The organism is Octadecabacter sp. SW4, assembly GCF_008065155.1.
Lineage (GTDB): Bacteria > Pseudomonadota > Alphaproteobacteria > Rhodobacterales > Rhodobacteraceae > SW4.
Window position 1 is genome coordinate 1,984,694 of sequence record NZ_CP042819.1, and the last position, 12,812, is coordinate 1,997,505.

10 protein-coding genes are annotated in these 12,812 nt (G+C 59.9%); 3 read left to right on the forward strand and 7 right to left on the reverse strand.

Annotated elements, in window-relative coordinates:
• Window positions 1–26: 26 nt before the first annotated feature.
• The 3 genes from FTO60_RS09805 to FTO60_RS09815 all read left to right on the forward strand — a co-directional run bounded on the left by FTO60_RS09805 (window position 27) and on the right by FTO60_RS09815 (window position 3,810).
• Window positions 27–1,622, forward strand: coding sequence for a peptide chain release factor 3 (locus FTO60_RS09805; protein ID WP_148055791.1), 1,596 nt, complete (start codon window positions 27–29; stop codon window positions 1,620–1,622).
• The gene (locus FTO60_RS09810; RefSeq protein WP_148055792.1) at window positions 1,619–2,233 is read left to right on the forward strand and encodes a hypothetical protein; all 615 of its coding nucleotides are present in this window, start codon (window positions 1,619–1,621) and stop codon (window positions 2,231–2,233) included. Before FTO60_RS09805 ends, FTO60_RS09810 begins: the two co-directional genes overlap by 4 nt.
• A 137-nt stretch (window positions 2,234–2,370) precedes the next feature.
• A complete protein-coding gene (locus tag FTO60_RS09815) occupies window positions 2,371–3,810 on the forward strand; it encodes a DEAD/DEAH box helicase (RefSeq protein ID WP_148055793.1) in 1,440 nt (479 codons plus the stop codon).
• A 65-nt stretch (window positions 3,811–3,875) separates the two neighbouring features.
• On the opposite strand, the gene FTO60_RS09820 is transcribed toward FTO60_RS09815, so the two are convergent.
• The 7 genes from FTO60_RS09820 to nuoL all read right to left on the reverse strand — a co-directional run bounded on the left by FTO60_RS09820 (window position 3,876) and on the right by nuoL (window position 12,810).
• Window positions 3,876–4,265 carry a hypothetical protein gene (locus FTO60_RS09820; RefSeq protein ID WP_148055794.1) on the reverse strand — a complete coding sequence of 130 codons (390 nt, stop codon included), beginning with the start codon at window positions 4,263–4,265 and terminating at the stop codon, window positions 3,876–3,878.
• Window positions 4,266–4,481: 216 nt separating this feature from the next.
• Complete coding sequence (locus FTO60_RS09825) at window positions 4,482–6,149, reverse strand: ribonuclease J (RefSeq protein WP_148055795.1); 1,668 nt, start codon at window positions 6,147–6,149, stop codon at window positions 4,482–4,484.
• On the reverse strand, window positions 6,146–6,919 hold the full coding sequence (locus FTO60_RS09830; RefSeq protein WP_148055796.1) for a type III pantothenate kinase: 774 nt from the start codon (window positions 6,917–6,919) through the stop codon (window positions 6,146–6,148). Before FTO60_RS09830 ends, FTO60_RS09825 begins: the two co-directional genes overlap by 4 nt.
• 11 nt (window positions 6,920–6,930) lie before the next feature.
• Window positions 6,931–7,716, reverse strand: a complete 786-nt coding sequence (locus FTO60_RS09835; RefSeq protein ID WP_302849687.1) for a biotin--[acetyl-CoA-carboxylase] ligase — start codon at window positions 7,714–7,716, stop codon at window positions 6,931–6,933.
• On the reverse strand, window positions 7,706–9,145 hold the full coding sequence (gene nuoN / locus FTO60_RS09840) for an NADH-quinone oxidoreductase subunit NuoN (protein ID WP_148055798.1): 1,440 nt from the start codon (window positions 9,143–9,145) through the stop codon (window positions 7,706–7,708). Before nuoN ends, FTO60_RS09835 begins: the two co-directional genes overlap by 11 nt.
• A 12-nt stretch (window positions 9,146–9,157) precedes the next feature.
• Window positions 9,158–10,699: an NADH-quinone oxidoreductase subunit M gene (locus FTO60_RS09845; protein WP_148055799.1), complete on the reverse strand. Its 1,542-nt coding sequence runs from the start codon at window positions 10,697–10,699 to the stop codon at window positions 9,158–9,160.
• A complete protein-coding gene (nuoL, locus tag FTO60_RS09850) occupies window positions 10,699–12,810 on the reverse strand; it encodes an NADH-quinone oxidoreductase subunit L (protein ID WP_148055800.1) in 2,112 nt (703 codons plus the stop codon). The genes FTO60_RS09845 and nuoL overlap by 1 nt, the downstream gene beginning before the upstream one ends.
• Window positions 12,811–12,812: the final 2 nt, after the last annotated feature.

Below are 12,812 nucleotides of genomic sequence, written 5' to 3' on the forward strand. Positions count from 1 at the left end.
TCACAGCGCACAGCTATAGCCGCGCCATGACAAATCGCCCCGCCCTTCCCGCCGAAATTGCCCGCCGCCGGACCTTTGCGATCATCTCGCACCCGGATGCCGGCAAAACGACGTTGACTGAAAAGTTCCTGCTTTATGGGGGCGCGATCCAGATGGCGGGCCAGGTGCGCGCCAAGGGCGAGGCACGGCGCACCCGGTCCGACTTCATGCAAATGGAAAAGGACCGCGGGATTTCCGTGTCGGCTTCGGCAATGTCGTTTGATTTCAAGACCTTCCGGTTCAATCTGGTGGATACTCCCGGGCACTCGGACTTTTCCGAGGACACCTATCGTACACTCACGGCCGTCGATGCGGCCGTCATGGTGATTGACGGCGCCAAGGGCGTAGAAAGCCAGACCCAAAAGCTGTTCGAGGTCTGCCGATTGCGCGATCTGCCGATCCTGACCTTTTGCAACAAGATGGACCGTGAAAGCCGAGATACGTTTGATATCATTGACGAAATTCAGGAAAATCTGGCGATTGACGTAACCCCAGCATCCTGGCCCATCGGTGTCGGGCGCGAATTTATCGGCTGTTACGACATCTTGCAGGACAAGCTGCACCTGATGGACCGGGCTGATCGCAACAAGGTGGCGGAATCGGTCGAAATCAACGGGCTGGACGATCCGAAACTGGCCGAGTTGGTGCCGGCGCATCTGCTGGAAAAGTTCCTTGAAGAGATCGAGATGGCACGCGAATTGCTGCCGCCCCTTGACCCTACAGCGCTGCTGAACGGATCAATGACGCCGATCTGGTTCGGCTCGGCGATGAATTCCTTTGGCGTGCGGGAACTGATGGACGGGATCGCCAAATATGGTCCCGAACCGCAGCCCCAACGCGCCACCCCGCGCGAGATTTTGCCAGAAGAAACAAAGGTTTCGGGCTTTGTCTTCAAGGTGCAGGCCAATATGGACCCAAAACACCGCGACCGTGTGGCGTTTGTGCGGCTGTCCTCGGGTCACTTTCTGCGGGGCATGAAACTGACCCATGTGCGCTCCAAGAAACCGATGGCGATTTCCAATCCGGTGCTGTTTCTGGCCAGTGACCGCGAACTGGCCGAAGAAGCATGGGCCGGCGACATTATCGGCATCCCCAACCACGGCCAGTTGCGCATCGGCGATACATTGACCGAGGGCGAGGCGCTGCGCGTCACCGGCATCCCGTCCTTCGCGCCCGAATTGCTGCAAGGCGTGCGCGCGGGCGACCCGATGAAGGCCAAACACCTTGAAAAAGCGCTGATGCAATTTGCCGAAGAAGGGGCCGCCAAGGTCTTTAAGCCCACCTTCGGGTCGGGGTTCATCGTCGGCGTGGTTGGCGCGCTGCAATTCGAGGTGCTGGCCAGCCGGATCGAGCTGGAATACGGCCTGCCCGTCCGGTTTGATCAGTCGCAATTCACCTCGGCCCGCTGGGTGCAGGGCGACAAAGCGGCTATCGACAAATTCGCCGCCGCCAACAAACAACACATCGCCACCGACAATGACGGTGACGTGGTCTACCTGACCCGCCTGCAATGGGACATCGACCGCGTCGCACGCGACTACCCCGATGTGACGCTGACGGCGACGAAGGAAATGATGGTGTGACCCTGCAAAACCGCGTGCAACCGGATGGGCAGATCATTGCTGATCGGGCGCGCGGGATGTTGACCGGCAATCGCGGGATTTTGCGGTTTGATGATCACGGGCGGCTTGGGGCGGTGCGCTGGACGCATCGCCACTGGATCATCTGCGATCTGGCCCACCCGCGCGGCACCTATCGCGGGGCGCAGCCCGCGCGCGGCTGGACACCCCTGTTTTTCATGGACGAGGCCGTCGGACTGGCCGCAGGTCATCGCCCCTGCGCCTATTGCCGCCCCGCTGCTTACCGCGCCTTCAAGGCGGCTTGGGCCGCGGCCTTTGGCCCCGCCGGGCATGACGGTATCGACCGTGCATTGCACAGCGCCCGCGTGACCCGCACGCGGCTGCAAGTGACCCATAGCGCCCCTTTGGGCGACCTGCCGGACGGGGTGTTTGTGGCCCACGATGCCGCACCGCACCTTCTGGCCAAGGGGCGGCTTTGGCCCTACCGCCCAGCCGGATATGGCCCGCCCCGTGCACAGCCCAAGGGCGCGATCACCATTTTGACCCCCGCCCCGACAGTCGCCGTTCTAAATGCCGGTTATCCACCACAGCTGCATCACAGCATCGGCACCTAACCCGCCCCGCTGCCTTATAAACTTGACGTTCCGCCCCTCAGCGCCTAAAGCATCCACAGATCGAACGCACCGGCAATACGGCCGGTCGGGCCGCGCAGGTTTGCGGCCATAGCAGCCGCAAAATGTGAAAGGGCTACATGACTAAATTCTCCGATCTCAACCTTGACCCCAAGGTTCTCAAGGCCATCGTCGACACCGGCTATGAAACGCCGACACCTATTCAGGCGGGCGCCATCCCCCCCGCCCTTGAAGGGCGCGATGTTTTGGGCATTGCCCAGACCGGCACCGGCAAGACGGCCGCCTTTACCATGCCAATGATTTCGCTGTTGCGTCGTGGCCGCGCGCGGGCCCGTATGCCGCGTTCGCTGGTGCTTTGCCCGACGCGCGAACTGGCCGCGCAGGTCGCAGAAAATTTTGACGCCTATGCCAAATACACCAAGCTGACCAAGGCGCTGCTGATCGGCGGCGTGTCATTCAAGGAACAGGATCAGTTGATCGACAAGGGCGTCGATGTGCTAATCGCCACGCCCGGTCGCCTGCTGGACCATTTCGAGCGCGGAAAACTGATCCTGTCTGACGTCAAGATCATGGTCGTGGACGAGGCCGACCGGATGCTAGATATGGGCTTTATCCCTGATATCGAACGTATTTTCGGCCTCACACCGTTCACCCGCCAGACCTTTTTCTTTAGCGCCACAATGGCGCCGGAAATCGAGCGGATCACCAATACCTTTCTGTCAAATCCGGCCCGTATCGAAGTGGCGCGTGCCGCGACGACCGGTGAAAACATCACCCAGGGCGTGGTCATGTTTCGCGGCAGCCGCAAGGACCGTGAAGCCACCGAAAAGCGCAAACTGCTGCGCGCGCTGATCGAAAGCGAAGGCGCAAACTGTCGCAACGGCATCATCTTTTGCAATCGTAAGGTCGATGTGGATGTGGTCGCCAAATCCATGCAGAAACACGGGCTGGACGCTGCGCCGATCCACGGTGATCTGGACCAGTCACACCGCACCCGCACCCTGCAGGAATTCCGCGATGGCACGCTGCGCTTTCTTGTGGCCTCGGATGTGGCCGCGCGCGGGCTTGACGTGCCAAACGTCAGCCATGTGTTCAACTTCGATGTCCCCAGCCACGCCGAAGATTACGTGCACCGGATCGGTCGCACGGGCCGCGCGGGCAAGCTTGGCACGGCCATGATGATCTGTGTGCCGCGCGACGAAAAGAACCTCGATGATGTGGAACGCCTTGTGCAACATGCGATTCCACGGCTGGATAATCCGCTGGGCGGCGGTGCGCCTGCTGCCGAGGACAAGCCCGACGAACCAAAGAAACGCACGCGGAGCCGGTCACGCAAATCCGACACGCCAAAGGAAGATACCCCCGAGGCCAAGCCGGAACCCGTGGCCGAAAAGAAGGCTGAAAAGCCTGCGGAAAAGCCCGCCGAGAAGGCCGCAGACAAGCCCCGGCAAAATCGCGGGCGCGGCAATAACCGCACGGACAACACGCGCGGTGTTGGCATGGGCGACGATGCCCCCGATTTCATCGCGATGAGCTTTGACGAGCGGCGCAAGGGTTAGACGCCGCTAACAGATATGACAAAGGGCGGGCGCGTGATGGCCCCGCCCTTTTTTGCACTATTACCCTAAGAACAGAACGCAACGCTCCTGTTTACGACCGTCATCACGGTCGGCTCTGGAAACTGTATCTGGATCGTGCGTCGACCGTTCTCCGAAAGGGCGACGCTGCGGGATTTCTCGATATCACCTTCGTTGGTTTCAAGCCGAACGCGCACCATCACATTTCGACCGGGACCCTCAAGCGCGACACTGACGGCTGTCACGATGCCATAGTCGAACTCTCCGTTCACGATGAACGCGTCATCAGTGTTCTGAACTGCAGTGACTGTGCAAACGCTTTGCTTGGTTGCATCAAGGATCGACCCCAATACCACGAGAACGACAATCACAGCGCCCAAAGCTCCACCAACGATCAGCAGGGTTCTAGACCCCGTTGCGGCGGTTGGTGTAGGCAATGAGGGCGGCGTCTGACCTTGAGGGTATAGGGGTGCGGGCGGCGGAACGGGTGGTGGACCGACACCGGCGGGGTGGTCGATGCCACAGCTTGGGCAAACGCGCGCACTATCCGAAATGCTATGTCCACACTCCCTGCACTCGACTAACGCCATCACTAAGCCCCGCTTGTATCTCCCTGTAATAGAACCACAGCTTTGATTAGTAGCAAGGCTGAATTAACTCAGCCGCGAAATCACCACTGTCACTTCGGGCTTCTTGCCGATCTCGGACATGGCAGAACTGCGCGCGATCTTGCGTAGCTCTTTTTCCAGCGTGTCGTCATTGGCCAGCGTCTTGTCGGCGGCGCGGTTCATGAACTGTGACAGATCCTGTTCCAGCACATCGACCAGCGGCGCGTTGTTGCGGCCCATTTCGGGCAGGCCCATGACCTCGCACCAGGGATCGCCCAGGGGCTCGCCTTCTTCGTCGATGATCGTTGTGATGATCACATGCCCATTCAGCGCCATACGAATTCGGTCCCGCACAATCCCGTCCATCGCGCCGTATTGCACGGTGCCATCCAGATAGGTGCGGCCCGTGTCGATATATTCGGCCACGCGCGGCGCATTGCCCGACAGATCAATCATCATGCCGTTCACGGCAACAATACCGGCCAGCCCCTTGCCTTCGGCAATCTTGACGTGTTCGCGCAGATGGCGGTGTTCGCCGTGCATCGGAATCACGATCTGCGGTTTGACGATATCGTGCATTTCTTCGATATCAGGGCGGTTGGCGTGGCCTGACACATGGTAAAGCCCTGAAGAATCATCAATGATATCAACGCCCATTTCAGAAAACTGGTTCATGATGCGGATCACGCCGCGTTCATTTCCAGGGATCGTCTTGGAGCTGAACAGGAAGGTGTCGCCGTCCTTCATGGTCAACCCCATGTACTTGCCGTTGGCCAGTTGCGCCGATGCCGCGCGCCTCTCGCCTTGCGATCCGGTGACCAGCAGCATCAGGTTTTCACGCGGCACGTTCAGCGCATCTTCAGGGGAAATCGTGGCGGGGAAATCGTGCAGGATGCCGACCTCGGCCGCGGCTTCGGTCATCCGGCGCATGGCGCGGCCCAACAGGCACACCGAGCGCCCCGCCCGATCCGCCGCCTGTGCTAGCGTTTTCAGCCGCGCGATATTGGACGCAAAAGTGGTCGCCACGACCATACCCGTCATCTCGCGCATCAGGCGTTCGATTTCGGGGCCAACGCTGGCTTCGGACCGGCCTGCATGGGGTGAAAAGATATTGGTGCTGTCACAGACCAGCGCGCGCACGCCATCCTTGGACACCGCGCGCCAGAGGTCATGATCAAAGGGTTCGCCCACCACCGGCGTGCGATCGATCTTGAAGTCGCCGGTGTGCATCACACGGCCTTCGGGACTGTCGATGACCAAGGCACTGCTTTCGGGGATCGAGTGGCTGATCGGCAGGAAACCCACGCTGAACGGCCCCGCCTGCACCGTATCGGGCCATTTGCTGACCGTGGTCACGCTGTCATCGGAATACCCGTGTTCCGACATCTTGCGCCGCGCAATATTGGCCGTGAAAGCCCGCGCATAGATCGGCGCGCCAAGACGTTCCCATGTGTGACCAACCGCGCCCACGTGATCTTCGTGCGCGTGGGTGATGAAAATCGCCTCGATCCGGTCGCGCCGCGCTTCCAGCCACGCGATATCGGGCAGGATCAGATCAACGCCCGGCGACGTGTCCATATCGGGGAAGGTCACGCCCAGATCCACGACAATCAGCCGCTCCTGATCGGGCTTGCCATAGCCGTAGACATAGCAATTCATCCCGATCTCGCCCGCCCCGCCAAGAGGAAGGTAGATCAAACGGTTACTGCTCATGGGTTATCCTTGTTATATTGGTGGATGACGGTCAGGCCGTGCATCGTCAGATCGTCCTCGATCACATCAAATAGCTTGTCACCCTGGGCAAACAAGGGCGCAAGCCCGCCTGTGCCGATGACTTTCATGGGGTGGCCGTATTCGGCCTTGATCCGTGCTGTTAGCCCTTCAATGAGGCCCGTGTAACCCCAGAAAACACCCGACTGGATACAATCGACAGTGTTGGTGCCTATCACCTTGGCGGGCTGGGACACGTCCACATGTGGCAATGCGGCGGCACCGGCGGCCAAAGCCTCAAGGCTTAGGTTCACACCGGGCGAAATCACCCCGCCGATATAGGCCCCATCCTCGGCGACCACATCGAAATTGGTGGCCGTGCCGAAATCAACCACTACCACCGATCCCCCGTGGCGATCAAAGGCGCCGGCGGCATTGGCCAGACGGTCAGGACCGGGGCGCGCACCTGCATCGACTCGCGGCGGAATGGGCAGCTTGCACTCGGGTTTGCCCACCACCATCGGGCGACAGTGAAAGAACCTCTCGCAGAACACACGCAGGTTGAACACCACACGCGGCACGGTCGAGGAAATGATCACATCCGTAATATCCGGCGTGATCCCGTAGTGCTGCACCAATGTCGTGAACCATGTGAAATAGGCATCCGCTGTGCGCCCGTGATGGGTTGACGTGCGCATGGTGCACAGGAATTTCTGCCCGTCCCAGATGGAAAAGACCGTGTTGGTATTGCCGCAATCAATGGTCAGAAGCATGTGCCGCCCCTTTAGAAATAAACATCTGCCGCCGCGATAGCAGTGCGCCCCGATGCTGTCAAAAGCACGAGATTGCCGTCGGCATCGACCGTGTCAAAAGTGCCGGTCATTTCATCGCGCATGGTGCGCGCGGTAATGACCTCGCCCAAACGGGCGGCATGGGCCAGCCAGCTGCGGCGGATCGGATCAAAGCCAAATTCGCGGAACTGGCGTTCCTGATCGGCAAAATGGCTGGCGAGCCAGAACAGAAAGTCCTGCGGGCTGACACTGGCCCCGTGATCGGCCAGCGCCGTCGGGCGAAACGCGCCCGCCTCGACCTGATCGGGGGCCGGGGCAGCGGCAAGGTTCACGCCGACACCGATCGACAGAAAATCAACTTGCCCGCCCTGCCCGTTGCTTTCCAGCAGGATGCCCGCGACCTTGCCCCCGGCCAGCAGCACATCGTTGGGCCACTTGTTGGCCAGTCGATCGCCCGCCACTGACATCGCCAAGGTCTGGCGCAGGGCAACGGCCATCAGGAATGACCGCAATGCCGCCCGTGCGGGATCGCCCCCGACCCGCAACAGCAAGGTCGCCGCGAAATTGCCATCCGGCGCGGCCCAGGGCCGGCCGCGCCGCCCGTGGGCCGCCGTCTGGCGTTTTGCCATGATCCAGGTGTGGCCCGCAGCCGTTGGTGCAATGCGGCGCGCCTGCGCCATCGTGCTATCGACCTCGTCCAGCAGCACGCGGCCATAATCCTGAGGCCAGAACTGTGCGGTTTCAGGTCTGTCCCAAAGCGGCGTCAGGTCAGTTGACAAGTGTCGCCGCCGCAGCCTGCGCCAGGGGTTCGATCCCGAACAGGTTTACGATCCCGACCAGCATGATGGTCGCGCTGGCCACAAGGAACCCCCACAAGACCGGCGGCATCCCGCGATCCAGCGGTTCGTCCTGCTGTTCCCCGAAATACATGAAGAACACGATCCGCAGGTAATAGAACGCCCCGATCACCGAGGCCACAACCCCCGCCACAGCCAGCCAGCCAAGGCCCGCCTCGTAGGCGGCACGCAGCACATAGAACTTGCCGAAAAAGCCCACCAATGGCGGCACACCGGCAAGGCTGAACATCAGCAACAGCACGGCCAGCGCCTTGAGCGGTTCCACCTTGGCGTATTGGTTCAGCGCCGAGATATCCGTGACGGGGCGGCCATCCCGTTCCATCGACAGGATAAACGCGAATGTGCCGACATTCATCGTCACATAGATCGCCATGTAGATCAGCATCGCCTGCACGCCAAAGGCCGTGCCCGCTGCCAGACCCATCAACGCAAATCCCATGTGGGAGATCGAGGAATAGGCCATCAGGCGTTTCATATTGGTCTGACCGATCGCGGCAATTGCGCCCAAAAACATCGACACGACCGACAGGAAGGCAACAATCTGCTGCCAGTCGCCAACGATCCCGCCGAATGCATCGTGCACGACACGGGCAAACAGCCCCATCGCCGCGACCTTGGGGGCGGTGGCAAAAAATGCCGTGACCGGGGTGGGCGACCCTTCATAGACGTCCGGTGTCCACATATGGAAGGGTGCGGCGCTGACCTTGAAGGCGAAACCGGCCAACATGAACACCACACCAAACAGCAGCCCCAGCGACACGCCGCCTTCGGCGGATGCGATGATACCGGTGAACAGGGTCGTGCCGGCAAAACCGTATGTCAGCGAGGCGCCGTAAAGCAAAAGACCCGACGACAGCGCGCCCAGCACAAAGTATTTCAGGCCCGCTTCGGTCGATTTCACGCTATCGCGGCGCAGCGCGGCGACAACATACAGCGCCAGCGATTGCAGCTCGAGCCCCATATACAGCACCATCAGGTCACCGGCGCTGACCATCACCATCATGCCGACCACCGACAGGGCGACCAGCAGCGGATATTCGAACCGCAAAAGGCCGCGCTTGGTCATGTAATCCTGCGACATCAGCAGCACGGCGGCGGCCGACAACAGGATCACCACCTTGGCAAAGCGCGCGAATGCATCATCGACGAAGGTGCCGCCAAAGGCCGTTGTCGTGCCGCTCCCGCCATAGCCGATCACGGCGGCAATCAGCACAAACACGGCCGATGTCACCCAGACCATCAGCGGCGCGGTCTTGTCCTTGCCCGTATAGACGCCAGCCAACAGGGCCAGCATGGCAAAGACCGCGAGCGCGATCTCGGGGAGGACGGTTTGCATATCGACAGAAATCATCCGTTCACTTCCTTAATTCTGGGCCATCTGGCTGGCCGCTTCAAAAGCCGCCTGCGCTGTGTCCACCCGCCCGATCAACGCTTCCACGCTTGGGCCGATAATATCTGTCACAAGGCTGGGATAGACCCCCAGCAACAAGGTCATCACCACCAGCGGCGCAAAGATCATGCGCTCGCGCCGTGTCATATCGGTGATGCTGCGCAGGGATTCCTTGATCAGGTCACCCATCACGACGCGGCGATAAAGCCATAGCGCATACCCCGCCGACAGGATCACGCCACTTGCGGCAAACAGCGCCACCCAAGTGTTGGCCTGAAACACCCCGATCAGCGTCAGGAATTCTCCGACAAAGCCGGATGTGCCGGGCAGGCCGACATTGGCCATCGTGAAGAACATGAAGATCAGCGCATAGACCGGCATCTTGTTCACAAGACCGCCATAGGCATCAATCTCGCGGGTGTGCATCCGGTCATAGATCACCCCGACGCACAGGAACAATGCGCCGGAAATGAAACCGTGGCTGATCATCTGGAAGATCGCACCGTCGATCCCCTGTTGGTTCAACGCAAATATCCCCATCGTCACATATCCCATATGGGCAACCGATGAATAGGCGATCAGCTTTTTCATGTCCTTCTGCACCAGCGCCACCAGCGAGGTATAGACAATGGCGATCGCCGAAAGCCACAGCACGGCCGTGCCCAGCACCTCGGTCCCGGCAGGGAACATCGGCAAGGAGAACCGCAAAAAGCCGTAACCGCCCATCTTCAACAGGATCGCGGCCAGCACGACCGACCCGGCAGTAGGCGCCTGCACGTGCGCATCGGGCAGCCATGTGTGAACCGGCCACATCGGCAATTTCACCGCGAATGACGCGAAAAACGCCAGCCACATCAGGGTCTGCATCCCGCCGACCACGTGAATGCCCAGCAAGTTGAAGCTTTCGCTGCCAAAATCATAGGTCAGCAGCGTGACAATATCGGTGGTGCCCGCATCCGTGAACATGGCGACCAGGGCCACCAGCATCAGCACCGACCCAAGGAAGGTATAAAGGAAGAACTTGAAGCTGGCATAGATGCGATCCTTGCCGCCCCAGATACCGATAATCAGGAACATCGGGATCAGGCCCGCCTCGAAGAAGACGTAAAACAGCACCAGATCAAGCGCCATGAACACGCCCAGCATCAGGGTTTCAAGGATCAGGAACGCGATCATGTATTCCTTGACCCGCATTTTCACATCCCAGCAGGCGGCAATCACCAGCGGCATCAGGAAGGTCGTCAGCATCACGAACAGGATCGAAATGCCGTCAACGCCCATCTTGTATTGCAAGCCCAGCAGCCAGTCGCGTTCTTCGACGAACTGGAAACCGGTATTTTGCGGATCAAAGCCGAACAGGATGAACAGCGACACGAAGAACGTCATCACGGTGGCGGCCATCGCCACCCATTTGGCGTTGCGCTGCGCGTCCTTGTCATCACCGCGCAGGAAAAGGGCCAGAATACCCGCCGCCAGCAACGGAATGAAGGTGACAATCGAAAGGAGGTTATCCATCAGTTATACCCTCCCGACAGGGTGACATAGGTGAGGATAATCGCGATCCCGATCACCATGGCAAAAACGTAAGTGAAAACATAGCCGGTCTGCATCCGGCCCGCAAAACGGGTCAGCAACGGAATGATTCCAAGGGCGACACCGTTGATGCCACCATCGATGACATTCCCGTCCCCGCGCTTCCAGAAGATCCGGCCAAGCGCCTTGGCCGGGCCAACGAACAGGACATCGTAAATCTCGTCGAAATACCATTTGTTGAGCAGGAAGTTATAAAGCGGACGCTGCGCTTCGGCCAAACGGCGCGGCAAGGCCGGGTTGACGATATAGAACCAGAACGCAGTGCCAAAGCCGATCAGCATGGCAAAGAACGGCGACAACCTGACCCAAACAGGCACCTGATGGGCATCATCCAGCGTCGTGTTGTCGGGGGCGACATAGATCGCGCCCTGCCCCGGTTCACCGGCAAAGACATAGTGGGTCTCGGCCGCTTCCTCGGGCTGGGCTTGGGCAGTTTCGCCCCCTTCAGCGGCGTCTTCATCATGTTCCGATGTCGCCCCCGCTTCGCCAGCCTGGGCGTAGGGCACACCGAAATACTGGCCGACATATTTCGCATTCCCGAACAATGGCTTGTAAAACACCATGCCCGAAAAGATCGCGCCAAATGCCAGCACCGCCAGTGGCACCAGCATCACCTTGGGCGATTCATGGGCATGATCGTGGGTATGCTTGTCACCGCGTGCTTCGCCGTAGAACGTCAGGAACATCAGACGCCAGCTATAGAACGAGGTAAACAGCGCCGCGATGACCAGCATCCAGAAGCCGTAACCAGTGCCCGCAGCAAAGGCGCTTTCGATGATCGCATCCTTGGACACGAAGCCGGCAAACCCGACAGGAAAGCCGATGTAAAGCAGTGGAATGCCCACGCCCGTGATCGCCAGCGTTCCGATCATCATCGCCCAATAGGTCATCGGCAGTTTCTTTCGCAGCCCGCCGTAATTGCGCATGTCCTGCTCGTGGTGCATCCCGTGAATGACTGACCCCGCCCCAAGGAACAGCAGCGCCTTGAAAAACGCGTGGGTCAGCAGGTGGAACATCGCCACCGAATAAACCCCAAGACCGGCGGCCACGAACATATAGCCAAGCTGCGACATGGTCGAATAGGCGATCACGCGCTTGATGTCGTTTTGCACAAGGCCGATCGTTGCAGCAACAAAGGCCGTGCTTGCGCCAATAAAGACGATGAACGCTTGCGTTTCAGGGGCGAACTCCATGATCGGCGACATGCGGCTGACCAGAAAGACACCCGCCGTCACCATTGTCGCAGCGTGGATCAGCGCCGACACCGGGGTCGGGCCTTCCATCGCGTCGGGCAGCCATGTGTGCAGGAACAACTGCGCCGATTTCCCCATCGCGCCGACAAACAGCAAGAAAGCGATCAGGTTGGCCGCGTTCCAGCTGGTCCACAAAAAGGTGATCTCCATCTCGGCCAGTCGCGGCGCGGCGGCAAAGATATCGTCAAAGCGAAGGCTGTCGGTGGCAAAATACAGCGCCATCATCGCCAGCGCCAACCCCACATCGCCCACGCGGTTGACCACAAAGGCCTTGATCGCGGCGGCATTCGCGCTGGGTTTCTTGTAATAGAACCCGATCAGCAGATACGAGGCGAGGCCCACGCCCTCCCAGCCAAAGAACAGCTGCACAAGGTTGTCCGCCGTCACCAGCATCAGCATCATAAAGGTGAAAAGGCTGAGATAGGCAAAGAAACGCGCCTTGTAGTTCGCCTCGCCGAAATTTTCGTCATGGGCCATGTAGCCGACCGAATAGAGATGCACGAGCGCCGATACGGTCGTGATCACGATCAGCATGATCGCCGTCAAACGGTCCACGCGAATGGACCAGGCGGTATCCAGCGTGCCCGACTGGATCCAGTTCATCAGATGGATCGTTTCGGTCACGCCATCATGGCCCAAAAACACGATCCACGACAGCAAGGCCGACAGGAACAGCAGGCCCGTGGTCAGCCACTGCGCGCCGGTCTCGCCGATAATCTTCCAGCCGAAACCGCCAATGATGGCGCCAACCAGCGGGGCAAATAGGATGATGGTTTCCATGA

Excerpts from the sequence above, each read along its gene's own strand:
- FTO60_RS09805 (WP_148055791.1), top strand. The coding sequence starts at position 27 with ATGACAAATCGCCCCGCCCTTCCCGCCGAAATTGCCCGCCGCCGGACC.
- FTO60_RS09845 (WP_148055799.1), bottom strand. The coding sequence starts at position 10,699 with ATGGATAACCTCCTTTCGATTGTCACCTTCATTCCGTTGCTGGCGGCG.
- nuoL (WP_148055800.1), bottom strand. The coding sequence starts at position 12,810 with ATGGAAACCATCATCCTATTTGCCCCGCTGGTTGGCGCCATCATTGGC.
- FTO60_RS09830 (WP_148055796.1), bottom strand. The coding sequence starts at position 6,919 with ATGCTTCTGACCATTGATTGCGGCAATACCAACACGGTCTTTTCCATC.
- nuoN (WP_148055798.1), bottom strand. The coding sequence starts at position 9,145 with ATGATTTCTGTCGATATGCAAACCGTCCTCCCCGAGATCGCGCTCGCG.
- FTO60_RS09825 (WP_148055795.1), bottom strand. The coding sequence starts at position 6,149 with ATGAGCAGTAACCGTTTGATCTACCTTCCTCTTGGCGGGGCGGGCGAG.
- FTO60_RS09815 (WP_148055793.1), top strand. The coding sequence starts at position 2,371 with ATGACTAAATTCTCCGATCTCAACCTTGACCCCAAGGTTCTCAAGGCC.